The sequence below is a fragment of the Myxococcus sp. CA033 genome, assembly GCF_013336625.1.
Lineage (GTDB): Bacteria > Myxococcota > Myxococcia > Myxococcales > Myxococcaceae > Myxococcus > Myxococcus llanfairpwllgwyngyllgogerychwyrndrobwllllantysiliogogogochensis.
The window spans coordinates 476,453-502,016 of record NZ_JABUMU010000001.1; the positions used below are offsets into that span (position 1 = coordinate 476,453).

At 68.7% G+C, this 25,564-nt stretch carries 27 protein-coding genes; 14 read left to right on the plus strand and 13 right to left on the minus strand.

Annotated features, from left to right (window positions below; genetic code table 11):
- Position 1: 1 nt before the first annotated feature.
- Both HUA78_RS01825 and HUA78_RS01830 read right to left on the minus strand, forming a co-directional pair.
- Positions 2–436, minus strand: a complete 435-nt coding sequence (locus tag HUA78_RS01825) for a chemotaxis protein CheW (RefSeq protein ID WP_174461291.1) — start codon at positions 434–436, stop codon at positions 2–4.
- Between the two features lie 27 nt (positions 437–463).
- Positions 464–1,216, minus strand: a complete 753-nt coding sequence (locus HUA78_RS01830) for an OmpA family protein (RefSeq protein ID WP_141643905.1) — start codon at positions 1,214–1,216, stop codon at positions 464–466.
- Between the two features lie 219 nt (positions 1,217–1,435).
- Between HUA78_RS01830 and HUA78_RS01835 the strand changes: the two genes are divergently transcribed.
- A complete protein-coding gene (locus HUA78_RS01835; RefSeq protein WP_174475524.1) occupies positions 1,436–2,938 on the plus strand; it encodes a sigma-54 dependent transcriptional regulator in 1,503 nt (500 codons plus the stop codon).
- A 66-nt stretch (positions 2,939–3,004) separates the two neighbouring features.
- Here the strand turns inward: HUA78_RS01835 and HUA78_RS01840 are convergent, their stop codons facing one another.
- Complete coding sequence (locus tag HUA78_RS01840) at positions 3,005–4,105, minus strand: helix-turn-helix transcriptional regulator (RefSeq protein ID WP_174475525.1); 1,101 nt, start codon at positions 4,103–4,105, stop codon at positions 3,005–3,007.
- Between the two features lie 760 nt (positions 4,106–4,865).
- Here HUA78_RS01840 and HUA78_RS01845 point away from each other — a divergent pair.
- Positions 4,866–5,180 carry a DUF6289 family protein gene (locus HUA78_RS01845; protein WP_174475526.1) on the plus strand — a complete coding sequence of 105 codons (315 nt, stop codon included), beginning with the start codon at positions 4,866–4,868 and terminating at the stop codon, positions 5,178–5,180.
- A 120-nt stretch (positions 5,181–5,300) separates the two neighbouring features.
- The gene (locus HUA78_RS47185; RefSeq protein WP_256433093.1) at positions 5,301–5,426 is read left to right on the plus strand and encodes a hypothetical protein; all 126 of its coding nucleotides are present in this window, start codon (positions 5,301–5,303) and stop codon (positions 5,424–5,426) included.
- A gap of 33 nt (positions 5,427–5,459) precedes the next feature.
- Here the strand turns inward: HUA78_RS47185 and HUA78_RS01850 are convergent, their stop codons facing one another.
- On the minus strand, positions 5,460–6,881 hold the full coding sequence (locus HUA78_RS01850) for a hypothetical protein (protein WP_174475527.1): 1,422 nt from the start codon (positions 6,879–6,881) through the stop codon (positions 5,460–5,462).
- A gap of 294 nt (positions 6,882–7,175) precedes the next feature.
- Between HUA78_RS01850 and HUA78_RS01855 the strand changes: the two genes are divergently transcribed.
- Positions 7,176–7,439, plus strand: coding sequence for a hypothetical protein (locus tag HUA78_RS01855; RefSeq protein ID WP_141643875.1), 264 nt, complete (start codon positions 7,176–7,178; stop codon positions 7,437–7,439).
- Positions 7,440–7,490: 51 nt separating this feature from the next.
- On the opposite strand, the gene HUA78_RS01860 is transcribed toward HUA78_RS01855, so the two are convergent.
- Positions 7,491–7,799 carry an AzlD domain-containing protein gene (locus HUA78_RS01860; protein ID WP_174453431.1) on the minus strand — a complete coding sequence of 103 codons (309 nt, stop codon included), beginning with the start codon at positions 7,797–7,799 and terminating at the stop codon, positions 7,491–7,493.
- Complete coding sequence (locus HUA78_RS01865; RefSeq protein WP_174475842.1) at positions 7,796–8,488, minus strand: AzlC family ABC transporter permease; 693 nt, start codon at positions 8,486–8,488, stop codon at positions 7,796–7,798. Before HUA78_RS01865 ends, HUA78_RS01860 begins: the two co-directional genes overlap by 4 nt.
- Positions 8,489–8,535: 47 nt before the next feature.
- On the opposite strand from HUA78_RS01865, the gene HUA78_RS01870 reads away from it, so the two are divergent.
- Together HUA78_RS01870 and HUA78_RS01875 are read left to right on the plus strand one after the other, a co-directional pair.
- Complete coding sequence (locus tag HUA78_RS01870) at positions 8,536–9,108, plus strand: helix-turn-helix domain-containing protein (protein ID WP_174461298.1); 573 nt, start codon at positions 8,536–8,538, stop codon at positions 9,106–9,108.
- Between the two features lie 120 nt (positions 9,109–9,228).
- Entirely contained in the window at positions 9,229–10,743 is a 1,515-nt protein-coding gene (locus HUA78_RS01875) for an Hsp70 family protein (protein WP_174475528.1), read from the plus strand.
- Positions 10,744–10,789: 46 nt separating this feature from the next.
- Here HUA78_RS01875 and HUA78_RS01880 read toward each other — a convergent pair whose 3' ends face one another.
- Both HUA78_RS01880 and HUA78_RS01885 read right to left on the minus strand, forming a co-directional pair.
- Positions 10,790–11,104, minus strand: a complete 315-nt coding sequence (locus HUA78_RS01880; protein WP_141645722.1) for a hypothetical protein — start codon at positions 11,102–11,104, stop codon at positions 10,790–10,792.
- Positions 11,105–11,341: 237 nt separating this feature from the next.
- Positions 11,342–12,757, minus strand: a complete 1,416-nt coding sequence (locus tag HUA78_RS01885; protein WP_174475529.1) for a neprosin family prolyl endopeptidase — start codon at positions 12,755–12,757, stop codon at positions 11,342–11,344.
- Between the two features lie 136 nt (positions 12,758–12,893).
- On the opposite strand from HUA78_RS01885, the gene HUA78_RS01890 reads away from it, so the two are divergent.
- Positions 12,894–13,283 carry a DoxX family protein gene (locus tag HUA78_RS01890; RefSeq protein WP_141645720.1) on the plus strand — a complete coding sequence of 130 codons (390 nt, stop codon included), beginning with the start codon at positions 12,894–12,896 and terminating at the stop codon, positions 13,281–13,283.
- 11 nt (positions 13,284–13,294) lie between these two features.
- Here the strand turns inward: HUA78_RS01890 and HUA78_RS01895 are convergent, their stop codons facing one another.
- Entirely contained in the window at positions 13,295–13,969 is a 675-nt protein-coding gene (locus HUA78_RS01895; RefSeq protein ID WP_141645719.1) for an SOS response-associated peptidase, read from the minus strand.
- A gap of 96 nt (positions 13,970–14,065) precedes the next feature.
- Between HUA78_RS01895 and HUA78_RS01900 the strand changes: the two genes are divergently transcribed.
- The 5 genes from HUA78_RS01900 to HUA78_RS01920 all read left to right on the plus strand — a co-directional run bounded on the left by HUA78_RS01900 (position 14,066) and on the right by HUA78_RS01920 (position 18,741).
- Positions 14,066–14,284: a hypothetical protein gene (locus HUA78_RS01900; RefSeq protein ID WP_174453428.1), complete on the plus strand. Its 219-nt coding sequence runs from the start codon at positions 14,066–14,068 to the stop codon at positions 14,282–14,284.
- A gap of 60 nt (positions 14,285–14,344) precedes the next feature.
- Positions 14,345–15,070: a hypothetical protein gene (locus tag HUA78_RS46125; protein ID WP_254623522.1), complete on the plus strand. Its 726-nt coding sequence runs from the start codon at positions 14,345–14,347 to the stop codon at positions 15,068–15,070.
- Between the two features lie 106 nt (positions 15,071–15,176).
- A complete protein-coding gene (locus HUA78_RS01910) occupies positions 15,177–16,700 on the plus strand; it encodes a hypothetical protein (RefSeq protein ID WP_174475530.1) in 1,524 nt (507 codons plus the stop codon).
- 246 nt (positions 16,701–16,946) lie between these two features.
- Positions 16,947–17,549, plus strand: coding sequence for a TetR/AcrR family transcriptional regulator (locus HUA78_RS01915; RefSeq protein ID WP_174475531.1), 603 nt, complete (start codon positions 16,947–16,949; stop codon positions 17,547–17,549).
- Between the two features lie 157 nt (positions 17,550–17,706).
- Positions 17,707–18,741 (plus strand): NADP-dependent oxidoreductase, encoded by a 1,035-nt coding sequence (locus tag HUA78_RS01920; protein WP_174475532.1) that lies wholly within the window; start codon positions 17,707–17,709, stop codon positions 18,739–18,741.
- Between the two features lie 145 nt (positions 18,742–18,886).
- Here the strand turns inward: HUA78_RS01920 and HUA78_RS01925 are convergent, their stop codons facing one another.
- Complete coding sequence (locus tag HUA78_RS01925; RefSeq protein WP_174475533.1) at positions 18,887–19,717, minus strand: response regulator; 831 nt, start codon at positions 19,715–19,717, stop codon at positions 18,887–18,889.
- Positions 19,710–20,855 carry a histidine kinase gene (locus HUA78_RS01930; protein ID WP_217442321.1) on the minus strand — a complete coding sequence of 382 codons (1,146 nt, stop codon included), beginning with the start codon at positions 20,853–20,855 and terminating at the stop codon, positions 19,710–19,712. Before HUA78_RS01930 ends, HUA78_RS01925 begins: the two co-directional genes overlap by 8 nt.
- A gap of 172 nt (positions 20,856–21,027) precedes the next feature.
- Here HUA78_RS01930 and HUA78_RS01935 point away from each other — a divergent pair, with 172 nt between their 5' ends.
- Positions 21,028–21,483: a VOC family protein gene (locus tag HUA78_RS01935; RefSeq protein ID WP_174475535.1), complete on the plus strand. Its 456-nt coding sequence runs from the start codon at positions 21,028–21,030 to the stop codon at positions 21,481–21,483.
- An 18-nt stretch (positions 21,484–21,501) separates the two neighbouring features.
- On the opposite strand, the gene dgt is transcribed toward HUA78_RS01935, so the two are convergent.
- The gene (gene dgt, locus HUA78_RS01940) at positions 21,502–22,953 is read right to left on the minus strand and encodes a dGTP triphosphohydrolase (protein ID WP_371745472.1); all 1,452 of its coding nucleotides are present in this window, start codon (positions 22,951–22,953) and stop codon (positions 21,502–21,504) included.
- Positions 22,954–23,183: 230 nt separating this feature from the next.
- Between dgt and HUA78_RS01945 the strand changes: the two genes are divergently transcribed.
- A complete protein-coding gene (locus HUA78_RS01945; RefSeq protein ID WP_141645711.1) occupies positions 23,184–23,699 on the plus strand; it encodes an OmpA family protein in 516 nt (171 codons plus the stop codon).
- A gap of 172 nt (positions 23,700–23,871) precedes the next feature.
- Here the strand turns inward: HUA78_RS01945 and HUA78_RS01950 are convergent, their stop codons facing one another.
- The gene (locus HUA78_RS01950; RefSeq protein ID WP_141645710.1) at positions 23,872–25,509 is read right to left on the minus strand and encodes a GMC family oxidoreductase; all 1,638 of its coding nucleotides are present in this window, start codon (positions 25,507–25,509) and stop codon (positions 23,872–23,874) included.
- Positions 25,510–25,564 lie beyond the last annotated feature (55 nt).

A 25,564-nucleotide genomic window follows, 5' to 3' on the forward strand; every position in this document is an offset into this window, starting at 1 on the left:
GTCAAGCCCCCTGGCTGAGATGGTCGAAGAGCCCTTCGGGGTCGATGACGGCCACATCCCGGGGACCACTCTTGGCGGGGCCCTTCAGGTGGACCTGGACGCCAGTGGAGCCCAGCGGCTCCAGCGCGCCCGTCACCGGGGAGACCCCCGCAACCGTGCTCGCCGTGAGGCCCAGGGTGCCGCGCGGCAGCCGCACCAGCACGGCCCGCCGCGAGGATTGGCTCACCCCCGCCACCAGCAGGCCCATGTCCACCACCGGGATGACCTCTCCTCGGTGGGCGAACACGCCCAGCAGATGGGCAGGGGAGCCCGGTACCCGCGTGAGCTCGGGGAAGGTAACGACCTCCGCCGCGCTCTCCGCGGGCACCGCGTACCAGCTGCTACCGCAGGCAAAAACGAGATAGGACTGCCGCGCTTCCGGCTCGTGGACGGCCATGTGGCGCACAGCCTACCCCAGCCTCAACTAGCGCTGGAACTCGACGCGGCGGTTCTCGGACCAGGCGTCCTCGGACGAGGTGTTGTTCGCCGGCCGGGTCTCACCGTAACCCACCGTCGTCACCGCGTTGGACTTCACGCCCAGGTCCGTCAGGTAGCGCTTGACGGCCTGCGCACGGCGGTTGGACAGCTGGAGGTTGAACTCCTCGGTGCCGCGCTCGTCGGCGTGGCCCGCGAGGGTCAGCTTGCCCTGCTGGCCCGTCTTCAGGCACGTGGCCAGGTCGGACAGGCGCTGCTGGGCCTCGGAGGTCAGCGAGGACTCGTTGAAGCCGAAGCGCACCGGGCTCCAGTCGCACTTGTCCGCGGAGGCCGTCACGCAACGGCCGGCGCTGCACTCCTGACCCTCACCGCAGTCGGAGTTGGACGCGCAGGTGTCCGTGGGGGCCTGGCAACGGCCCGCCTGGCACTTGCCGCCGGAGGGGCAGCTGGAGTCGTCCTTGCACTGGGCCTCGGCGCACTTGCCGGCCTCGCAGATGCGGCCATCACCACACTGGTTGTCCACCGTGCACTCGGGGGGCTTGGGCGCGCACTTGTTGCCCTGGCACGTGAAGCCCTCCTTGCAGTTCGCGTCGGTGGCGCACTCCTGGCACTGGCCCTGGACACAGACCTCGCCCTTCTCGGAGCAGGTCGAGTCATCGTTGCAGTTGGGGTAGCTGGGGGGGCAGCCGGTCAGCACGGCCATGGCGAGGCCGAGGCCCGCCCAAAGAGAAATCCGACGCATCATTCCTCCCGAAAATCTTGAAGACGAAATAAGCACCCGCAGGGGGCGGGTATTCGGGTCGCGTGTAGTCGCAGTCGCCAGGGTGAGTCAAAGCATTTGTCCCTTTCGAGACACGCCTCGGCGCGCCGAAACCCTTGAATGTCCAAATAATTTCCATGAGATTGTGGCCCTTGCCCGTGAGTGGCCGCGTGACGTGGCCCCAGGCCGGGAGCGCCCCACATGCCCGCATCCGTCCTCATCGTCGATGACGAGAAGAACATTCTGCTGACACTGAGCCAGTCGTTGCAGCTGGCGGGGTATCAGACACATCTGGCGGCCAGCGGTCAGGTGGCGCTCGACGTGGTGAGCGCGCGTCCGGTGGACGCGGTGTTGATGGACGTGAAGATGCCGGACATGGATGGGTTGACGGCGCTGGCCCGGCTCACGGAGCTCAAGCCGGAGCTGCCCGTCATCATGATGTCGGGACACGGCACCATCGACACGGCGGTGAAGGCGACGCAGCTGGGGGCGCGCGACTTCCTGGAGAAGCCCATCGCCCGGGAGCGGTTGCTCGTCGCGCTGCGCAACGTGCTCAAGCACCAGGCGGCGATGGAGGAACTGCGGGAGCTGCGCGAGCAGCTGGGACGCTACGACATGGTGGGCAGTGGCCCGGCCATGCAGCGCATCTTCTCGCTCATCCAGCGCACGGCGCCCTCGGAGGGGCGGGTGCTGATTACCGGTGAGAACGGCACGGGCAAGGAGCTCATCGCCCGCGCGCTGCACCAGCACTCCCGGCGCAAGGCCAACCCCTTCGTGAAGCTCAACTGCGCGGCGGTGCCGCACGAGTTGATTGAAAGCGAACTATTCGGCCACGAGAAGGGCGCCTTCACCGGCGCGGTGAGCGTGCGGCGCGGAAAGTTCGAGCTGGCGCACGAAGGCACTCTGTTCCTCGATGAGATTGGGGACATGCCGCCGGCCATGCAGGCCAAGCTCCTGCGCGTGTTGCAGGAAGGCGAGCTGGAGCGGGTGGGCGGCGCGGAGACGCTCAAGGTGGACGTGCGGGTCATCGCGGCCACGAACAAGAATCTGGAGAAGGAGATCTCCGCCGGGCGCTTCCGCGAGGATTTGTATTACCGCATCAACGTCGTACAGATTCACTCGCCGCCCCTGCGCGAGCGGCGCGAGGACCTGCCGGACCTCATCGGGACCTTCCTGCGCGAGGCCTGCGCGAAGAACGGGCGCCGCCCGCTGACGCTGTCGCCGGATGCGCTGTCGGTGATGAGCGCCTATGACTACCCGGGCAACGTGCGCGAGCTGCGCAACCTGGTCGACCGCCTGGCCATCCTCTGCGAGGGCCCCATCGTCACCCGGACGGACGCGCTGGAGCTGTTGCCTCGGGGGCGCGGTGGCGTGCCTCCTCCGGTGGTGGAGACGTCAACGGCGTGGACTCCGCCTCCGCCCACCCTGGACTCGGCCGTGGTGGCGGCGGCCAGCACTCCGGCTCCGGCCCTGGTGGCGCCCCCTCCCCCGCTGTCGGCCCCGGTGCATGCGGGCTTCCATCCGCGCGCGGACAAGACCTTCCGCGAGCAGGTGGAGGACGCCGAGCGGGAGATCATCCTGTACGTGCTCGCGCATACGCACGACAACGTGACGGAGGCGGCCCGGCTGCTGGACCTCGAGCGGGGCCACTTCTACAAGAAGATGAAGGCCCTGGGCCTGCGGCGCGGCCAATCCGAGACATAGCGTCTGCTCCGTGACGGAGGCGGGCTCGAAATCCTCACACGGAAGCCACACGGGACACGGCGCGCTTCATGCTCCTCGCGCCGTGACACCCGCCGGAGCCTGGCCCGCAGAGGTGCCCACGAGACGGGCGATGAACTCTCGACGGCTGCGCACCCCCGCCTTGGTGAAGATGGACTTCAGGTGGTCCTGCACCGTCGCCGGGGTGATGAACAGACTCCGCGCGATGGTGCTGGTGTTGTTCCCTCGGGCAACGAGGATGGCGACGTCCTGCTCACGGGCGGTGAGCCCCAGGCTCATCAACGCCATGGGCAGCACCTCCGCCGGCGTGGCGGGCGTCACCACGATGGCGACCTGACCATCGGGGCGTCCCTCCAGCAACGAGGCATGCAGCGTGAGCCACTGCCCCGTGCTCGTGCGCACCCGGGAGCGCGACGGCACGTCCATGCGTCCCGCGGCGCCCAGCCCTCGCGCATGTTCGGCGACGGTGATGAGTCCGGACGGCACGCCCGTGGACGAGGGTGACGTCTCGGCGAGCTCCGCCAGCACGGCCTCGGCCCGAGGGTCCGCGGACATCAAATGCCCTCGCGGCCCCAGCACCGCGATGCCCGGGAGCGGCTGCCCTTCGCCCTGGGGCACGGTGCCCCGGTAGGACCGCCACAGCATCTGACCGATGTGCGAGGAGAACCGGTCCATCATCCCGACCTCTGCCTCGGTGTAGGCACCCCGGTCCTTCGCGCGCAGGAACGTCGCCGCGCCCCAGCATCCCGACGGAAGGTCGAAGTTGACGCGCATCTCGTCGCCAAAGCCAAACGGGGCGATCAGCTCCCGGTAGCGCGCGCTGTCGTCGAGCTTCCCCTTCGCCGCGTGACTCAGCGAGTCCACCCGCTTCCCCAACGCCCGCAGGCCGGCGAACGTCAGCGGCTCCGGCGCCCACAACTCCAGATAGGCCGCGCGCTCGAAGCCTCGCGGGTCCAGGTTCTCCATCACCGTGGACGTCACCATCCCCGACGCGGGGTCCGTCCCATGCCAACAACTCGCATCGACGCCCAGCGGCTCCTTCAGCATCAGGTTGAGCTGGGTGAACAGCTTGCCCAACGGCAGCTCCGCCGCCGCCAGGTCCCGCAGCACACCCAGCAACTCACGCTCCATCCGCGAACGGGTCACCATGCCTGGAGCCAATCACACCCATCGGCCACCTATTCCAGAGAATCCCATTTTTCTGGGATGGACCTGCCCGGCTCGCCCCGCCCACCCTGTCCGCGTTTGGCACTGTCCTGACGCGTGGGGAGGGGCCCCTTGGAGACACGAACCCGTGGTCGCCTGACTGTCCGCGTCATCGCCCTCGGGGTGCTGCTTGCCGAGGCCCGGACCGCGCGTGCGGGCGAAGGCCCGCTGACAGTCCTCCATCATCAAAAACAGCAGTACTGCTTGATGCCCTCCAAGCAGCGCCCCGGCGGGGTGGGCCCGGCGCCCTGCCATGCCCCCGCGCTCGACTGGGAGTTCGCGCCCGTGTCCGGCGCTCCCGCGCGCTGGGAGGTCATCCGGGAGGGCGGGTTGTGCCTGAGCGCACAAGGCGGACGTCTGACCGCCGTGAGCTGCAATGGCGGGCTGGAGCAGCAGTGGGTCCTCACGCCCTTCGAGGCCGTGGGGGCCGCGCCTCCGCCGGGCTTTCGAGGGGTCCAACTGAAGAACGCGGCGACAGGCGCGTGCGTGGAGGGTGCTCCGGAGCCTGTCGCTGACGGCGCGCGCATCACCCTCCGGGCGGACTGCCAGCCCAGTCCCTTTCAGCAGTGGAACATCCATCGCTCCGCCTTCGAGCGCCTGCGGGCGAGCGACCTACAGGGGCCACACCGGGAAACACACTGGAACCGTCATCAACGCCCTGAACGCGAACCTCGGGACTCAACCCCCGGGAGGAAGAAGCACGATGACGTTCGACAGGAAGCGCCGCGCCCTGCCCCTGGTTTTCGTAGCCGGACTCCTGCTGAGCGCGTGCACCAGCGCCCCCATCGAGGAGGGAGCCGGAGCCCTTGAAGTCAGACAGGAGCGGCCGACGGCGGGGAATGCCCGCAGGGAGGAGCGCTATCAATACTTCGCGGACCAGGGCCACACCGTCCTGGTCGGCTGGCGCAGCCAGAACTGCCAGGGCCAACACGCCTCCTGGGGTGTCCGCTCACGACATGAGACGTACACCACCTCCGCCTGCCGCGATGGAGCACCGGAGACGCGGCTGAGAGAGTAGCGGCGTCCGCGAGAACTCGAGCACCACAAGGCCAATGATGCCTTTGGACTCGTCTGGGGACGTCACGCCGGACGTCGCATCCTCTGGTACGCCGGTGGGGACTGGGGCTTCAGCAGCGACATGGTGCGCTTCCCCGACGACGGGCTCACCGTCGTGTGTTTGTCCAACCGGGGCAACGGCCACGCCGACAACTTCGCCATGAAGGTCGTCGACGTGCTGCTGCCCGCCCCCGCTGGAGGCCCGTGACGGACGTTCGTCACGGGGCCTCGAAGGAAAGGCTCAGAGCGGCTCGGCCGTCGCGCAGCTCGGAGAGGCGCTCTCCGCCACCCCGCGCGTCAGGGACTTCCTGCTCGCGTCGGTGAAGGGGGAGACGCCCAGCACCAGACACGTCCGGTAGAGCAGCGTCTTGCCCACGGGGAAGGCGTTGATGGACGTGCTGAAGTCGGGGTTGAAGTACACGGAGGAGAGCGCCGAGCCGTAGAACGGGCTGGAGCCCCATGCGAACTTCTTTCCCGTCACGCCCGTGTTCGCGTTGAGCCCGCTGTACTGCGCGGACTGGAAGGGCCACTCGCCCGCGGAGAAGTCCCCGCTCAACAGCGCCCGTCCCGTGGCCGCCTTCGTCGTTCCGTTGTTGGTGCTGTAGCCGCCATAGACGAGTCCCGGGTCCTGCCCCAGCTTCAGCTCGACGAGGCCCAGCTCGTACAACACGCCCGTGCTCGAGTGCCGCGCGAGCAGGCTGTGATACTTGCGCGTGGTGCCGATGGGCTCGTTCCACGTCCAGCCCGCCTGCGTCGTCAGCGGGTTCGCCACGGGCGCCTGCGTGGTGAAGTGGTTGCGCGTGTCACCCCACTGCACGTTGCTGAGCGCGGCCTGGGTGTCCGAGTCCGCGAACTCCACGACACCGTAGGGGCCGCGCATGTCGAACGAGAGCTGCCCCGCCACCGCCTCGCCCAAGTCCATCCGGGTGTCGATGCGCGGGAAGTCCATGCCCTTCTGGAAGACCCACCGGAGGGTGAGCGGCACCATGAACTTCTGATGGGCCGCCGACGCCGCGGGAGTGCTCGCCGTCACATCCGCCATGGCGACCCGGGTGCCCCACTTCGGATAGGCCGTGGTGAAGGTGTGGCTCGCGAACGTGGAGCCCGGGAGGATGGCCGAGTGCGTGCCCTGCACCGCGAAGCCATACCCCAGCGGTGAGTCATCCTCTCCATGCAGGCCCGCGATGGTGCCGGACGAGCCGTTGTCGAACTGCCGGTACAGCTCGTGCCCGACGAAGTAGCCGAAGCCACTCTCACCGCCGGCCGTGCCATCCACCGTCACGGTGCGCCAGTCTCCGCCGGCCCGCACCTGATAGGTCACCTGGACGGCATAGCCGCCATTGCCCGCGGACGTCTGCCGCTTCAGCGACACCGTGCGCGGACGGCCCTGCGAGTCCGTCCATGTGTAGCGGTCCACCGCGATTCCGCCCACCGTGGTGGACTCGCGAGAGACGCCGTCACCTTGCTCGAAGCCGGGGTCCGTGGGGCCGCCGTCAGGGCCCGCGTCGCTGACGCCCGCATCCGAGCCACCCGCGTCCGCCGTGCCGGCGTCACTCACGCCCGCATCATCCGGACCCGGGTTGTCGTCATCCGAGTCACAGGCCGCCAGGCAGAGGGCTGTCGTCAGCAACGTCAATTCGAGCCATCGTCCGTTGGTTCGCATGTGTCGCAGCTATCACGACCCACGGTGTCTGGCTCCACGACGGTGGCCCGATTCGTCAATCACGAACCGTTCCCACTCGAAGCACGCGCACAAACTCGTGAGGACTTCGCCCTCGGACCGTACTCAGGGCGGGAGCTATCGGGACGCTGTCGTCTAGACAGGCTGAAGGTTTCGTCCACGGTTGTCTGAAAGCCTGGGCGCGCGCTGCGTCATCGGAGGCGTGGTTTCAGCGATGAGTTCAATGACCTAGTCTCGAAGTGCAACACGCACCTGAGACCCGTTCCTGGAGGACGCATGCGAAGCATTCTCGGAGGACTGCTGGCGGCGGCGCTGTTGGTGGGCTGCGGTGGTGGCAACGAAGGCGGAGACGAAGTCCCCTCGCCCGAGGGTGAGGTGTCCGCACAGGCCATCTGCGAGAGCCAGTACGTCATCAAGTACTACGACAAGACCTATACGACGGTGCTCGGCACGATGCAGTGCGCCTGTGGCGCGGATCCAGTCTTCACGGGCACCCTGACGCCCTATCCCAAGCGGTACAACCAGGGCACCTGTCCCTGAGTGGCTCACGGCCCGCTCCCTGTCCTGGAGCGGGCCGTCTTCCCCTCGGAGTTACCGCACTCCGAGCAGGCGCAGCCCCGCCGCGGTGACGGCCGCCGCGACCACCACCGCGATGAAGGGCAGCCTCCGCCAGGCCAGGAGCGCGCCGACGAACACCCCCGCCGGCCGCGACCACCCCACGAAGCCTCCCTGCGCCACCAACGTCGACGTGGCCACGAGCGCCGCCAGCATCGCGATGGTCGCCATGGACATCAACTCCTGCACCCTCGCGGACAACTGGAGCCGCTCGCTCAGCAGCGGCCCGGCGATGCGAAAACCAAACGTCCCCAGGGCCAGCACCAGAATGGGCAACAGCGTCATCGCAGGGCCACTCCCACGGCGAGAATCGACAACAACACCGGCACACCCGCGGGCAACAGCGGCGTCGCCACCAGCGCGATGAGCGCCCCCACCAGCGCCACCCGGCGCGCCTTCGTGGCCCTGCTCTTCGCCGCATCGGACGCGTCCGCCTCCTTGGGAGGAAGCAGCGACGGGAGCAGCAGCGCGAGCATGCTCGCGGGGAACGCCGCGTCGAGCCCCAGCAGCTCGGGATTGCCCACCGCGCGTCCCGCCCACCCGCCCACCACGACGCCCAGGTTCCACGCCACGAACAACATGCCGCCGCACAACCAGTAGGCCGCGCGCTTACGCGCGGGCTCACGCTGCGCCAGGGCGAACGCCACCGACTCATCCACCATCAGGTGCGCGCCCAACAGCCGCATGGGCCACCGCTTCCCCAACACGTCCGCCACCGCCATTCCAAACGGCAGATGCCTCGCGTTGAGCAACAGCCCCGCGAACACCGCCGCCACCGGCGTGGCGCCCGCCGCCACCATGCCCACCGCGACGAACTGCGCGCCTCCCGCGAACACCACCACCGACATGAAGAGGGCCATCCACACCGACAGCCCCGCCGCCACCGCGAGCGCGCCAAACGACACGCCCACCACTCCGGACGCCAGCGCCACGGCGCCCACATCCCGGACGAGGGCGCGATCCACATTTCCCATGCGCATCAATGTGGACAGAAGCCTGTCGTTCGTCAATAAGAACGACCATGCCGGTAAAACGAACGCCCAAGCCACCCCGCCCCCTGGACGCCATCGCCATCGCGCTGCGCCGGGAGCGTGAGCGCGCGGACGTGTCGCTGTCGGAGCTGGCCCGGCGCGCCAACCTCTCCAAGTCCACGCTGTCCCAACTGGAGGCCGGCACCGGCAACCCCAGCATCGAGACGCTCTGGGCGCTGGCCGTGGCCCTGGGTGTGCCCTTCAGTCGCCTCGTCGACCCACCCACCCGCGAGGTGCGCGTCATCCGAGCGGGCGAGGGCGCGGCCATCCGCTCCGAGCAGGCCCACTTCACCGGCATCATGCTGTCCGCCTGCCCCCCGGGCGCGCGCAGGGACCTCTACGTCATCAACCTGGAGCCCGGCGCCGCCCGCCACGCCCAGCCCCACATTCCGGGCAGCGTCGAACACCTGGTCGTCAGCAAGGGCCGCCTGCGCGCGGGCCCCAGCGACGCTCCCGTCGAGCTGAACCCCGGCGACTACGCGACCTTCTCCGGCGACGTGCCCCACATCTACGAGGCGCTCGCACCCCACACCGTCGCCGTCATGGTGATGGAGCACGTGTAGGGACACCCACCCCGGGTGTGGTGGAACGGACAGCTCGTGGGCGCAATAATCCGCGAGCCTGGAGAGCATGGAATCTCCGGAGCTGAACCGTTGCTCAGGACGTGGGAGAGTCGGGGGCGAATGAGCACGGCCCCCATCCTCGGAATCGACTTCGGGACCACCAACACGTCGGCGGCGTTCTTCGACAAGACGGGCAAGCTGCGGCTGGTGCCCGTGACGGACAAGAGCTTCACGCTGCCTTCAGTGGTGTGGTTCCACGCGGCGGACAAGGCCATCGTCGGCTACGCGGCGCGGCGGCAAATCATCGACGACCCTCGGCACACCGTCTTCGGCGCCAAGCGCTTCCTCGGACGCCGCTACCAGTCCGAGTACGTGACGCAGCACAAGGACAAGTACGCCTTCGAACTCGTCGAGGCACCCGACGGCTACACCGCGGTGAAGATGTACGGGAAGGTGACGTCGCTGACGGACGTCACCCAGCTGGTCATCCGGCAGATTCTCACGCTGGCGACCCACGCGGCCGGAGAGCCCTTCCGCGAGTGCGTGCTCACCGTGCCCGCGCACGCCAGCATCCGCCAGCGCGAGGCGGTGCGACAGGCCGCCGAGCAGTGCGGGCTCCAGGTGCGCGCCATCATCAACGAGCCGACCGCGGCGGCGCTCTACTACGCCAATCTGCGCAACCCCGAGCAGACGGTGATGGTGTTCGACCTGGGCGGTGGCACGTTCGACGCCACGCTGCTCGCGGTGCAGAACCGCATCGTGAAGGTGCTGGCCACCGGCGGCGACGCGTTCCTGGGCGGTGCCAACTTCGACGAGCGCATCGTCGAGATGCTGGTGGCGGACTTCCAGCGTCAGCACGGCATCGACCTGCGCGGCAACCAGGTGGTGATGCAGCGGCTGGTGTTCGCCGCCGAGTCCGCGAAGATGACGCTCAGCGCGCGTGACTCCACCGTGCTGCGCGTGCCCTGCATCGCCCAGAAGGACGGCGGCTTCGTCGACTTCGACTACACGCTCACGCGCAAGCAACTGGAGTCGATGGTGTTCCAGCTCATCGAGCGAGCCGCGTCCGCGTGCGACGACGTGCTGGAGCGCGCGAAGCTGAAGGCCGAGCACGTCGACGAGCTGGTGCTGGTGGGCGGCCAGACGCGCATGCCGGTCATCCGCGAGCGCTTCTCCCACTTCAAGCGCCTGTCGTCGGACAAGGAGGTCAACCCGGAGCTGGGTGTCGCCGTCGGCGCGGCCATCCTCGGACGCAACCTGGCGCGAGGCATCAACGGGCTGGCGGACGTGGTGCCCATGCCCATTGGCATCATGGTGCCCGGCGGCGCGCAGCACGAGGTCATCCCCGCCAACACGCCGGTTCCCGCGACGAAGTCCGTGACGCTGGAGCTGCCGCTCATCCCCGGCCCCATCTCCGTCGCCCTCTTCGAGTCGCTCGACACCACCACCGTGGAGCGCGAGCTGTTGGGCACCGTGCGCATCGAGCTGGACTGGCGCACCACGCACAAGGGGCCCACCACCCTGGAGCTGCGCATGGGCCAGGACTTCATCCTCAACGCGGCCCTCGTCTCACCCCAGGGCGCGCGCCACCCCCTGGCCATCACCGACCTGCGCGCCCCCAAGCGTGCGTCATAGCGCCAGGGTCTACGGGAGGCGGCGTTACGCCCCTTCCGGTGCGTGCTCACTGGTACTGGCTGGGCAGGACCTCCGCCGCGATGGATTCGCCCTGCCCCGGGTCCATCACGATGATCTCCGCGGCCGTGTGCACGCCTCCGGCGATATAGAAGCCCACCCGGACCTGGGCCGCGTCGGTCAACTGCCCCCGGTAGCGCGAATCCGTCCAGCCGTAGGTGGTGCGGTCGTCGATGCGCAGCGTGAGGTCCTCGCCCGCGCCGATGTCGTGCACCGTGAGGTGGTCCGGCCCCGCGTCGACGATGTTCCCACTCACCGCCTCGTCCACCTTGTCCAAGTCCAGGGTTGGGTTCTCGGTCTGCATGGCGCTCCCGTTCCGGAGGCTCCCCGCTCGGCTCCACCCTGACCACCGGGCGAGCCCGAGCCCCTTTGCCCGGCCGACACGGTGAGAGGAGGCCCCCATCCAGCCTTCAACCTGACCTCGACGCGTGTCCTGGGCCAGCCATGGCCCGCGCCCCTGCCCCGACACCCTCCGACAGAGCACTCCGACGGGGAACGGGCCCGCCTTGCGCCCGCTCCCCACCCCCGTCACGCGGGGCGACTACATGCAGTTGGCGTTGTAGCCCGGGCCACCGAAGTAGAAGTACCGGCCCCAGCCACCGGGGTTGTTGTACTGGATGATGTCGTAGCAGTTGCTGTCATTGCGCCAGGCGCCCAGCGAGGTCGGCTCCCGATAGACGTTGGTGGTGTCCACGTAGAGCAGGTTGCGCGTGTAGGCGGCATTGGCCCAGCCCACGCCGGGATAGGCGCCGCCGCCCATGTCCGTGGACGTGTGGAGGTTGCCATTGCGGTTGTCGATGATTTCACCGCCGTAGTCGATGACGTCGGCCCGGTCCATCAACCCCGCGGCGTCGAAGCGCGTGCGCGGGTAGTAGCCCACCCAGATGTCCTGGAACTTCAGCCACCAGGCGCCCGTGGTGCCATCCTTGAACCACATCAACTTGAACTCGTACTGCGCGCCGTTGGTGACGCTGTAGTTGTTGAAGCCTCCGCCGATGCTGACGGTGTTGTTGACCTGGACGAACGCGCCGCAGCTCAAGTTGTAGCAGCCGCCGCTGCCGTAGTTGTCGGGCGTGAAGTAGATGAAGAGGCGCGCCCGGTCATCACCGTAGAGGTCGCGGTACTTCTGCCAGCCCGCCTCCACCGTCTCCAGGTTCGAGCCCGAGCCGCGGACGACCCACATCTGCGACAGGCTGAACTCGCTGGACAGCTCCGTGTACGGGCTCCAGATGTTGAAGATGGCCTCCGCGCCCCAATTGCTCACCCCTTGCGCGGTGTGCGCGTACTGGTGCAGGTCCGTGGGGCCCGAGCGCGCGGACGGCGTGGCGCTCGCCAGCGAGCGGAGCTTGTCGGTCTCCACCGAGACGTTGCCCCGCAGGTGACCGGGCACCTTCTGACGGAAGTCCTCCAGCGACTCGAAGCGCTTGAGCGTGTCGAGCGTCAGTCGGACAATGGGCACGGAGCCCACGGGGCAGCGGCGCAGCGCGCCGGTGGCGTCCAGGTCGTCCGGAGCCGTCTCGAGGCCCTCCAGCGTCGCGGGCTGAGCCCGCCACTTCTCAGAGGGCGCGGTGGGGGACGGAGCGAGGCGCTCGGGCGGGAGCACGGGCTCGGTTCCCGGAGCGAGCTGGATGCGGTGATTCTCCATGCCAGGCTGCCGCAGCGCGGGCTGTGCGTACAACGGCACGCAGTCGATGCCATCTCCTCCCTTGCTGGTGAAGCGGTGCACCACGGACTTCGCGTCGTAGAGCGAATCGACGTAGTCCCGCATCTTCGCGAGCTCCGCCGAATCACGCACGCGCTCCACCTGCATCGCGGACGCGGAAGACGACTGCTCGGGCCCCGCGACTTCGGGCTCGGCGACTCCGCCACAGCCCACCGCGCTCAGACACAGCCATGACATGAGCCCCAGTCGCATCCCCTTGCGCTGGACACACGACGACCTTCGCTGCTCGCTCATAGGGCGCCCCTTTTCCTTCTGGAATGTCCGCCGCGATTCGCGACGCGACAGGGAATGAACGCCTCGCTGGGAATCCTTCGGTTCGAGGCACGACGACGTCATGCGAGGATGCGGCAACGCTTTGGAGGACTACGACATGGTGGGAAGAATGGCGTTGGGCTGGACGCTGGTGCGGGCTGTATTTGGGCTCGCGCTGGGACTGGGGCATGGGTTGCCGAAAGTCACCGGAGACATGTCCCGATTCGCCGCGGGCGTGGCGGAGCTGGGGTTCCCCTTTCCGCTCTTCTTCGCGTGGTGCGCGTCGTTGGCGGAGCTGGTGGGCGGGGTGCTCGTGGCGGTGGGGCTCTTCACACGGCCGGCCGCGGCGATGGCGGGCTTCACCATGCTGGTGGCGTTGTTCCGCCACCGCGCGGACCCGTTCGGGCGCATGGAACTGGCGCTGCTCTATCTCACGGTGATGGTGGCGGTGGCCCTCATCGGCGGAGGGCCCTGGAGCCTGGACTCACGCGTGCGGCGCAAGGCGTAACGGCACTCGCGCTATGCGGCCACGCGCTCCACACACGCGGGCACGTCGTTCGTGGGGATGTTGACCACGCGCGAGACCTCGTAGGCCTCCATCCCGCCATCGACGGCGGGCACCAGCAGCGGCAACAACACCGCCGCCTCCTGGGGCTCCGGACGCAGCCATACTTCCTGCGCCTGCGGAGAGAGGATGACGGGCATCCGGTCGTGAATCGGCGCCATCAGCGCGTTGGGGCCCGTGGTGATGATGGTGCACGTGCGCAGCACCTCACCCGTGTCCGGCGCCGTCCACTCCTCCCACAGCCCGGCGAGCGCCAGGGGCTTGTCGTCCTCACGGTGGAAGAGGAAGGGCGTCTTTGGCTTCGTGGACTGCTTCCACTCATACCAACCGTCCACCACCACCAGACACCGCCGCCGCTTGAGCGCGCTGCGGAAGCTGGGCTTCTCCGCCACCGTCTCACCGCGTGCGTTGATGAGCTTGTTGCCGATGCTCGCGTCCTTCGCCCACGAAGGGATGAGCCCCCAACGAAACGCATCCAACATCCGCGCGCCGTCATTGGGCACCACGGGCATCAACTGCGTGGGCGCCAGGTTGAAGCGCGGGCGATCCACCGCCGCGCGAATGCCAGCAAGCCCCAGCTCCACCACGAGCTGGTCTGGAGAAGTCCGAACGGTGACACGGCCACACATGGGCCGGGAGTATCGCCCTGTCCACGACGAGACCCAAGCAGTCCGTGCAGGGCTGGCCCGAAAGCAACCGGCCGGCCGACGCGGTAGACTGCGGGAATGAGCGAAGACAACCGTTCGAACTTTGGCGGGCCGTCGGAGCCGAAGAAGAACCCGAAGGTGTTCGGCGTCCCCGTGAAAATCGACCCGTACACCTCCGTGCGACCGGAGCACCCCACCGGCGAGTACGGCATGCCCAATACGTCCACGAAGAAGAAGAGCGACAAGCCCTTCGACCCCTTCGCGGTCGTCATCGAGTCACCAGAAGGCGGCACTTGAACGACACGGCGCACTGAAACCGGACCTTCGCCCGCCGCCCCTGGTCTACATAGGCGGGCCATGAACCGGTTCACGCTCCTGTCCGTCTGCGCCGCGGCCTCGCTCCTCGCCTGTACCCCGCGCGCCTCCACTCCGCCGTCGGGGGAGGATGCCAGCACACCGCCTCCGTCCACGGAGACTCAGCCCCCCGCCGCGCCCGCGAGTCCTCGGGCCGAGGGTGGTGGGACTGTCGCAAGCTCCGACTCTGGCTCGCGCGTGGAGGACGCGGGCACCACGGACGCGGGCCTCCTGGCTGGGAGCCCTGGCGACGCGGGCGCCGTGAAGTGCTCCGCGATGGACCTGCCTCTCCCGGAGCCGCGCACGGGCCCGCCGCCGCCGCCGAAGGCCGTGGAGGACATGCGCCGCCGCATCATCGCCGCCGCCAGGGCCTGTGACTACGCGCAGCTCTCCAAGCTGGCGGACGAAAAGGGCAAGAGCGTGCGCTTCACCTTCGGCGATGGCGACGACGTCGCGGCGTACTGGAAGGAACGAGAGGCCGAGGGCGAGCCCATCCTCGCGCGCCTCGTCAACGTGCTGGACCTTCCCTACGCGCTGCAAGGCGGCATCTATTACTGGCCCTGGCTTCACGTGACCGGCGTCAAGAACCCGGAGGACTGGAAGGCGCTTTCCGACGTCTATTCGGAGGCGGAGTTGAAGGGCATGCGGGAGACGCGCGACAGTTACTACGGCCTGCGCGTGGGCATCAGCAAGACGGGTGACTGGCAGCTCGCCGTCTCCGGAGACTGAAGCCCGCGACGCCGTTCGCCGCACCGGGCTCACCACTCGCCGCGCGTTTCACGCCATTCCCTGCACGCCTCGGAAGGGCGATGCGCGCGGCGACATCCTGGCGGGCATGAGAAGACTTCCACTGTCACTCGTGCTCGCCACGCTGCTGTTCGCCTCCACCGCGCGCTCCGCCGAAGACACCGCCCGGCCCCGCGTCCAGGCCGCCCTGGAGGCCATGGGCGGTGAAGCACGGCTGCGGGCCCTCTCCAGCCTGCGCATTCACGGCATCGGCCACTGGAACCTGCTGGAGCAGTCCGAGCGCCCCGCCGCGCCCTGGCTCGTCATGTACGAACAGCTCGAGGAGGTTCGGGACCTGCGCCACCGGCGCCTGCGTCAGAAGACGGAGAGCCGAGGGGCCGCGGGCCTCGACTCCTGGCAGGCCGTGACGATGATGATGGCCGACGGCGTGGTGGCGATGGAGCGCGGTGGAAAGCTGTTCCCCGCCGGCGCCGCGCAGCTCCAGGACATGGAGGAGCGCCTGGACTTCGCTCCCGAGCGGGTCCTCTTCACCGCGCTGGAGGCCGCCGACCTGCGCGCTCTTCCCGACACCATGTTGCAGGACGTGCCCCACCATGTGGTGACGTTCCACCGTGGGAGCGCGACGGCGAAGCTGTTCCTCAATGCCCGGACCGGGCTGCCCACTCAGGTGGAGACCGTGGACGCGCACCCTGGTGACTTCTTCTGGAGCGTCTGGGGTGACGTGCGCACCCGGCTGTCGTTCCAGTCCTGGTCCCTGGAGTCCGGGGGCCTGCGTTACCCCCGACACTGGGAATGGGAGCGCAATGGCAACGCCTATCACTCCTTCACGGTGACGCGGCTGGAGCTGGAGCCGAAGTTGTCCGAGTCGGACTTCTCCATTCCCGAGGACGTGCGCAAGGGCTTCGCGGCGCGGAGCAAGACCACGGCGGAGACCGCTCCACTGGGCCGGCCCGACCGGCCCGCCGTCGAGCTGGTGCCTGGCGTGGTGCACCTGCCCGGCGCCTGGGACGTCGTCCTCGTGAAGCAGGACGACGGTCTGGTCATCATCGAGGCACCCTTGTCCTCGGGCTACTCGGCGCGAGTGATGGATGAGGCCCAGCGGCGCTTCCCGGGCGTGAAGGTGAAGGCCGTGGTGACCACCAGCGATGCGTGGCCCCACATCGGCGGACTGCGGGAGTACGTCGCTCGCGGGGTGCCCCTCCATGTGCTGGACCTCAACCGTCCACTGGTGGAGCGCCTCTTGAAGTCGCCCCGCACCCTCACGCCGGATGCGCTCGCGAAGTCGCCTCGCTCCAGTGCGATTCGTCCCGTCGGCACGCGCACCACGCTGGGCTCCGGGAAGAACCGCATGGAGCTGGTGCCGGTGCGCACCGAGACGGGCGAGCGCATGCTCTTCGTCGGACTGCCCGAGCACCGCCTCCTGTACACCAGCGACCTGGTGCAGCCGATGCCGGATGGCTCGTTCTTCAACGTGCAACAGCTCGCCGAGACGGTGGAGGTCGTCGCGCGCGAGAAGCTGGAGGTGGGTCGCGTCTTCGGCATGCACCTGAGCGCCAGGGAGTGGTCCGACGTGACCACCGCCGTGGAGAAGGTGCGCGCACCGGCCCCGTGACGCTCCACGCCCGCCGGCCACGGGTGTGCGAGGACTGACGCCACCTGGAAGAACTTGGGAGACCGCGCAGCCCATCCCCTCGTGGATGGGGGCGCTGGATGCCAGGGTCGAGACCTTCCTTCGTAAGCGCGGCGTCTTCCAGGAGCGGACCGTGACCGTGGATGACGTCGCGGCGCGGGTGGAGTTCTACGGACTGGGGTTCCGATTCAGTAGACGACCGGTCTAATTCGCCGTTATGTTCGACGCATGACCGCGCCCGCCGCCGCGACCGACATCCGCCAGCACATCCTCGATGTGGCCAAGCCACTGTTGCTGCGCAAGGGCTTCACGGGAGTCGGCCTGACCGAGGTGCTCACGGCGGCGCAGGTGCCAAAGGGCTCGTTTTACCACTACTTCGGATCCAAGGAGTCGTTCGGGCAGGCGGTCATCGAGGCGTACTTCACCGACTACCTGGGGCGAATGGACGCACTGCTGTCGCAGCGGGGCACGGCCGCACGGCGGTTGACCGCCTACTTCCGCGACTGGCTCGACTCGCAGACTGGTGACGACGCGAAGAGCCGGTGCCTCGTGGTCAAGCTCGGCGCGGAGGTCAGCGATTTGTCCGAGAGCATGCGCGCGGAGCTGGAACAGGGGACGCGTGGAGTCGTCGAACGCCTGGCTCGCTGCATCGAAGCGGGCAGGACGGACGGCTCTCTGTCTGCCCCACTGGACTCGCACGCTGTCGCGGCCTCGCTCTACCAGAGCTGGCTTGGCGCCAGCCTGCTCGCCAAGATTTCTCGCGACCGCGCGCCACTGGACGCGGTCATGGCCGCCACACGGAAGCAGCTGGGTCTCACGAAAGCCCGCTGAACGGGAACGGGGCACGGGTGTGCCCCCTTTTTTGCCAGTTCACTAGACGACCGGTCTATTCCAGTCCGCACACCGCTCTCGCGACGTCCGTGCATGTGCATGCGGCGGCGCCAGAGCGCTCCAGCAGAACGTCTCGCCACACCCCAGGAGCAAGCCCATGAAGCCAGATGCCGCCGTCAATCGCCGTGTCGTCCTCGCCGCGCGTCCACGCGGGTCGCCGACGCCCCGGGACTTCCGTCTCGACGAAGTCGCCGTACCGACGCCCGCCGAAGGACAGGTGCTGCTGCGCACGCTGTACCTGTCGCTCGACCCGTACATGCGCCAGGTGATGGATGAAGTCCCTCCGGTCTACGCACCCTCGGTGTCGCTGGGTGACACGATGGCGGGCGGCACGGTCAACCGCGTCGTCGCGTCCAGGCATCCGCGATTCCGCGCCGGTGACCTGGTGCTCGGCAGAGCGGGCTGGCAGGACTACGCGCTGTCGGACGGGCAGGACCTGGTCCCGCTCGGCGCGCTGACGCAGCCGTCACTGGCGCTGGGCGTGCTCGGCATGCCCGCGTTCACCGCCTACGTGGGCCTGCTCGATATCGGCCGCCCCCAGCGGGGCGAAACCGTGGTCGTGGCCGCGGCATCCGGCGGGGTCGGCGCGGTGGTCGGGCAGCTCGCCCGGCTCAAGGGCGCGCGCGTGGTCGGCATCGCTGGCGGCGCGGACAAGTGCCGCTACGCGGTCGAGGAGCTCGGCTTCGACGTCTGCCTCGACCGCAGAGACCCTCGCCTGGCCGAACACCTCGCGGCCGCCTGCCCGAACGGCATCGACATCTATTTCGAGAACGTCGGCGGCGCGGTGTTCGAGGCGGTGCTGCCGCTGCTCAACGTCGGCGCGCGCGTGCCGGTGTGCGGGTTGATTTCGCACTACAACGAAGAGACGCCGCCGGCGGGGCCGAACCTGCTGCCTCGGGTGATGACGGCCGTGTTGCAGAAGCGCATCACCGTGCAGGGATTGGTCATCCTCGACCACTACGCCGACCGCTTCGACGCCTTCTTCCGCGACATGGGCGAGTGGGTCGCCGCCGGACAGGTGAAGCTGCGTGAGGACGTTGTCGACGGCCTGGAGAACGCGCCGACAGCGCTCATCGGCCTGCTCCAGGGACGCAACTTCGGCAAGCTCGTGGTGCGCGTCTCCGACGTTTGACGCCGCCCCAGACAGGTCACCGGGGTGGCATCGCGGTGGACAGGTCGATGGGTTCACCTGTCGCCGCGCCCGCTTCGGAGACTGAATGACCACCCTTCCCTGTTGCCCCGGAAGGATGCCGCCAGCGTTCGCGTGAATGGTCCGCTCAGCGGGCCCGGCCAAGCCTGCGCTCCAGCACGTCCTTGCGAGTGCGGCTCACGCGCAGCCGCTGGCCAGTGCTCAACACCACCACCGTCTCCGTGGGCGAGTCGTGGTGCAGCTCACGGATGCGCTCCACGTTGACGATGACCGAGCGATGGATGCGCACGAAGCGCTCCGCGTCCAGACGGGACTCCAGGGCCGCGAGGCTCTCTCGCAGCACATGCTCCCGGTCCCCGACGTGCAACGTGACGCAGTAGTCGTCGGCCCCAATCCAGTCGATGTCCGCCACCGGCACCAGCACCGAGCGCGTGCCCACCTTCACCAGCAACCGCTCCATGGGCTCGCCCGGACGCGCGGGCTCCGAAGGGGGTGGCTCAGTGGCCCCTGTCCCCTGCGCGGGAAAAGCGGGACCCGCCGCGTCCGCCAGCAGGGCCGCGAGCTTCCGCCCCAGCTCCACCGCTTCGCCCTGCCGCAGCCGCTGCCGGGCCCGGTGCAGCGCCTCGTCGAAGCGCTCGTCCGCGAAGGGCTTCACCAGGTAGTCCACCGCGTGCATGTCGAACGCGCGGACGGCGAAGGTGTCGTATGCGGTGACGAAGATGACCGCGGGCATCCGCGCCGCGCCCACTTCCCGGATGACGCCGAAGCCATCCAGCTCCGGCATCTGCACGTCGAGCAACACCAGGTGAGGCCGCAGCGAGTGGATGGCGGCCACCGCCTCGCGTCCATCACGACACTCGCCACACACCGTCACGTCCGCGTGTCGGCTCAGCGCCTGTCGCAGTCCCCGTCGGGCCAGCGGCTCATCGTCCACCAGCAGGACGCTCAGCTCAGCCACGCGCGGCTCCCGCCTCGGGCACCGTGACGACGGCGTGGAAGGGCAGCGTGACGGTGGCCACCGTGCCCACGCCCTCTCTCGGTGGAGCCACGACGACACGCCCCGCGTCGCCATAGAGTTGCGACAAGCGCGCCCGCGTGTTGGACAGGCCGATGCCCGGGCTGCGCTCCAGGTCGAAGCCAGCCGGGAGCCCCGGCCCGTCGTCCTCCACCTCGAGCGACAACGCGTCTCCCTGGCGACGCGCACGGATGCGCAGCACGCCCGCCGCCGTGCGCGCGGAGACCCCGTGGCGGATGGCGTTCTCCACCAGCGGCTGGAGCACCAGGTGCGGCACCCGCGCGTCCAGGAGGGCATCGGCCACGTCCCAGTCGACGCGCAAGCGGTCCTGGAAGCGAAGCTGCTGGATTTCCAGATAGCGCGACAGCACCGCCACCTCTTCTCGCAGCGAGACCTCTTGCGTGGCGCCCTGCTTCAACAACCCGCGCAGGATGTCACCGAGCAGCACGAGCATCCTCGCGGCCGTGTCCGTCTCCTGCGCGCGCACCAGGACGACGATGGCGTTGAGGGTGTTGAACAGGAAGTGCGGATGGAGCTGGACCTGGAGGGCCTGGAGCCGGGCTTCGGAGAGCTCGATGGCCAGCGCCGCGGCCTGACGCTCCTTCTCCCGAGCCCTCTGCTGGGAGGCAAGCGACTGCGCCACACCGACCACCGCCGCGTAGGTCATCGCCATCATCGGCAGCCAGCCCAGCGAGTAGCGCAGCAGCATCATCGCGAAGGAAGGCCCACCCGCGCCCATCGCTGGCACGAAGGCGCGCTGAAAGGCGGTGTACACGAGCGCGAAGAGACACCCCACGCCCAGACAGGCCAACAGGTGGCTCGCCCAGGCGCGCGCACGGAAGGGCCGCCCCAGCCGCCACCTGCGCGCGAGGTGGAAGACGATGGGCGTGGCGGGCACCCACACGTACCAGGCTGGCAGCTGTGACACGAAGGCGCGCCAAGGCTCCAGCGGCTTGGGGCTCGACAGGCTGAAGAAGTACGTCTCCAGCGCGGAGAGCGTCCCGGGCACGGTCCACACCGCGACCTGACTCAGCCATCGCCGCCATGGGGAGGACGGCGTCTCTTCTTCCAGCGGTGTCACGATGCCGCCGAGTGTAGCGGAGCCCCCAGGAGGGGCCTACGTCGACGTCGCGCCAGGGGTACCCGAGAGACGCACCTCCCTCGCCACCTCGGAGAGCCGGGGCTCGGGCGGGGGTATCGCTTGCGAGCCTCGCGCCTGGTGCCCACCTGTCCCGGAAGGAGGCTCGAGGCCCATGGGACTTGGACGAACGAAGGCGGTGCCCACCCTGGCGGTGACGGACCTGAAGACAGCCCGGCGGTTCTACAGCGAGGTGCTGGGGTTGGAAGAAGTGTCGGAGCTGGGGGAGGAAGGCGCGGCCATGTTCCGCGCGGGCGGGGATTCCTACCTGCTGCTCTATGAGCGCTCGACGCCCTCCGGCTCCACCGCGACCGCGTGCTCATTCGCCGTGGAGGACGTGGAGGCGACGGTGGACAGCCTGCGGAGCGCCGGCGTGAAGCTCGAGGACTACGACATTCCGGAGATGGGCATCCAGACGCGCAATGGAATCGCCACCATGGGGGACATCAAGTCCGCGTGGTTCAAGGACCCGTCGGGCAACATCCTGGCCATCGACAACTCACTGTCCCAGTTGGACCAGCGCGGACGTGAGCGCCGCGCGGGGGCACGCTCGGAGGACTTGCACGCCTGAGGCACGGCGAGGGCGCCGCTAGGTCGGCAGCTTGATGCCGGACAACCGCTGGTACAGCTCCACCGCGAAGCCGTCCGTCATCCCGGAGATGTAGTCCGTGACGCACAGGAGCCGCTGGTACATGGACAACCTCGCGAGCGCCTCACCGATGTCCTCGCTCTTCAGCGGATTGTCTGGCCGCTGAAACAGCTCCAGGGGGAGAAGCTGTCGCAGCTTCTTCTCCTCGCGATTGGGCGTGTCCGTCACCACCGCCCCCGCGAACATGTCGAGCAGGCCGCCCAGTGTCTTGAAGCCCGCGCTCTCGATTTGCAGCACGCGCTCGCTCTCGTAGCCCTGGCGCCGCGTCAGCTCCTTGATGACCTTCAGCGGCACGCGGACCTCGTCCCGCGCGGAGACCAGTGGCGTCTCCCACTCCCCCGCCTCCATCGCCTCCACGTGCTCCAGGAACACGCGCACACACGCCTGGATGAGCACGCCAATCGCCCGAGCCCGCGCCTGCGCCATCCGCGTCTCCGGGTGCGCCGGAGGCGGCCGGACCTCGCCCTTCACCGGTGACGGCAGCACCTTGTCCAGCAGCTCGCAGGCGTCCTTTGTCGGAATCAGGCCGAGCTTCGCGGAGTCCTCCAGGTCGATGACCGCGTAGCAGATGTCGTCCGCCGCCTCGACGAGGAAGGCCAACGGGTGCCGGGAGAAGACGCCCTCCTCGCGCTCTCGCAGGCCCGCGGCGCGATAGGCCTCCAGCGCCAGGACACGGTCGTCCTGGAAGTAACCGAACTTCTTCTCCGACACGCGCCCCTTCACCGGCTCGCGGCCGCCAGGGAGGACGGACGGGCGCGGGTACTTGCTCATCGCGCCCAGCGTCGCCGCCGTGTAGCGCAGCCCGCCCCGTCGCTCGCGCGACTGGAGCCGGTTGAGGATTCGGAAGCCTTGAGCGTTGCCCTCGAAGCTCTCCAGGTCCTTCCACTCCTCCCGAGAACCGAAGGGGCTCGGGCGGTTTGAAGGCGCGCTTCCCGGGGCCATGAGCCGCTGCTCCACCCAGTGCTGGATGGCCGCCTCGCCGGAGTGGCCGAAGGGCGGATTGCCGATGTCGTGCGCCAGGCACGCCGCGGCGACGATGGTGCCCAGGTGCGAGGGCTCCACCTTCACGTCCTGCATCTTCAGTCCCCGGCCCGCGAGCTGGCCCAGCGAGCGCCCCACGCAGGACGCCTCGATGCTGTGGGTCAGCCGCGTGCGCGTGTAGTCGCTCGACGAGAGGGGGAAGACCTGCGTCTTGTCATGCAGGCAACGAAACTCGCTGGAGAAGACGATGCGGTCGTAGTCCACGTCGTACGGCGTGCGCTCGTCCAACGGGAGATGCTCGTAGCTGGTGGGCGCCTTCTCCACCAACGCCTCCACCGGCTTCACGTCCGAGCCCACCCGGTGCCCCGAGAGGAACTGCCGCCACCGCTCCGTCCGACTGCCGCTGCCCACGGATGCCTCACTGTCGCTGCGTGGAAGGACTCCGGGTGTCCATGCTGCTCCGCCCACACGCCGAGGCAAGTTTTCCCGGGACCTCCAGCCCGAGGGTACTCCCTCCCACCCCGGCAGGCGGGCGGCGGCTCCATCGGCCGGGAGGCATCGTGGTGCTGGACGGCAGAGGAGTCCCTGGGCAGCCTGCGTCCCCGGTTCCCTTCCCCATTGGAACCCAAGGAGTCCCACGTATGAAGCTCAAGGCGTTGTGCATCGCCGTGTCGCTGCTGGCCGTCCCGAGCGTGGCCGCCGCGCAGAGCCCCTTCGATTCCATCAAGAAGGCCGCGGGTGACGCGGGCAAGTCCACCGTCGAGAAGAAGGTCAACACCAAGCTGACGGACGAGGCGAAGAAGAACCAGTGCAGCTTCAAGACGGGCACCGCGGAGCTGGCCCCCGGCTGCGACGCGAAGCTCAAGAAGCTCGCCAACGCCCTCGTCGACGCCAAGAAGCAGCTCACCGCCGCGGGAGTGAAGACCTACAAGTTCGAGGTCTCTGGCCATACCGACTCGACGGGTGACGCCGCGAAGAACAAGCAGCTCAGCGAGCAGCGCGCGGAGGCCATCGTCAAGGAGTTGGTCGCCCGAGGCATCTCCCGGAGCGAAATCACCGCCGTGGGGCTGGGCGCGGATCGCCCCCTGGTGAAGCCGGACAACACCGAGGCGAAGAAGGCGAAGAACCGCCGCTACGAGCTCCAGGTCCGCCTGTAGCCGTCGTCAGCACGCCAGTTGCGAAGGTCGGCGCCGTCACCCTCGGCGGCGCTGTCCCCTCCGCGCCGTCATCCGCGTGTAGCCGTCTTCAGCGCCTCAGTTACGAAGGCCGGTGCCGTCACTCCACCGACGGCACTGTCGTCCGAATGCACTGCCGGGATTGAACCCAAACTCAGCGCGTGAGCTGCGGCGCCGTCTCCGACACACCCGGCGACACGGTCCTCTTCACTTCGTCGCCTGCGTGCGCGGCTGGGATGAACGTCATCGCGCGCTCGGCGAGCGCGGTGATGGTGAGCGAAGGGTTGACGCCCGGATTGGCGGAGATGGCCGAGCCATCCACCACGTACAGGCCCTCGTAGCCGAAGACGCGGTGGCGATGGTCGATGACGCCCGTCTCCGCCGAGTCCCCCATGCAGCAGCCACCCAGGATGTGCGCGGTGGTGGGGATGCCCAGCACCGTCTCGCTCACCATCGTCATGGGATACCCGTCGAGCTTGTCGGACACGCGCTTCGCCAGGTCGAACGCCTCCGGCATGTTGGAGGTCGGCGCGGGGCCGGACTGGAGGCCCGTGGTGAGGCCCCTGCGCAGGCCGGTGGTCAGCCCTCTCGCGCGCCGCATGCGCAGGTGACCTTCCAGCGTGCGCATGTAGAGGAGAATCATCGTCCGCCGCGCGAAGTCCGGAACAAACCAGGCCTTGAGGAAGCGCAATGGATGCCGCGCGAGCAGCGCGAAGAGCCGCGCCACACGCGTGAGCATCGTCGTCCCGCGCACCTGCGGCGCCATCAGCAGGCGGAAGAATCCCGAGCCCGCCGAGTAGCGCACCGGCTCCAGGTGCGAGCGCTCGTCGGTGTGCAGGATGGAGCCGATGGCGATGCCCTTCGAGAGGTCCTGGTCCTTGTGCCCACTCACGATGCCCACCAGGGCCTCGGAGTTGGTGCGCACGCTGTCACCCAGTCGCTCCGACAGCCGGGGCAGTCCGTCCGGACGCTCCTTCAAGCGCAGCAGCAGGTCCACGGTGCCCAGCACGCCCCCGGCGAAGACGACGTTGCGCGCGGTGAAGCGCAGCGTCTTCCGGGAGAACAGGCCGGTGCCCTGGCGCGCCTCCACCTCGTAGCCCCCCTCCGGCAGCGGGCGCACCCACGTCGCCTCGGTGTCGGCGTGCAGCGTGAGGCCGCGCTTCTCCGCGAGGTGGAGGTAGTTCCGGTCCAGCGTGTTCTTCGCGCCGTGGCGACAGCCGAGCATGCAGCCGCCGCACGCGATGCAGCCGGTGCGCTCCGGGCCCTCGCCTCCGAAGTAGGGGTCCTTCACAGTGACGCCCGGCTCGCCGAAGTAGACCGCCACGGTGGCGGGCTCGAAGCCCTGACGGCCGATGTCCTTGCCCACCTCCTCGAGCACCCGGTCCGGCACCGTGGTGAGCGGATTGAGCGTGGCGCCGAGCATCCGTCGCGCGGTGCGGTAGTGCCCGGACAGCTCCTCCTTCCAGTTCGCGAGGTGCCCCCACGAGGTGGCCTCGAAGAAGTCATCCTTCGGAACGGGCAGCGTGTTCGCGTAGACGAGCGAGCCTCCGCCCACCCCCACGCCGGACAGCACGGTGACGTGGCGGAAGAACGTCATCTTGAACAGGCCGCGCCAGCCGAGCTGGGGCATCCACAACCAGCGCTTCAGGTCCCAGTTCGTCTTCGGGAAGTCGGCGGCGAGCAGACGCTGGCCCTTCTCCAGCATCACCACGCGGTAGCCCTTCTCGGTCAACCGCAGCGCGCTGACACTGCCGCCGAAGCCCGAGCCGATGATGAGCCAGTCGCAGTCCATGCGTCTCCCGTCCTCATGTTCCGATGCGCCACCATCCCGAACCGTCGCAACCGGG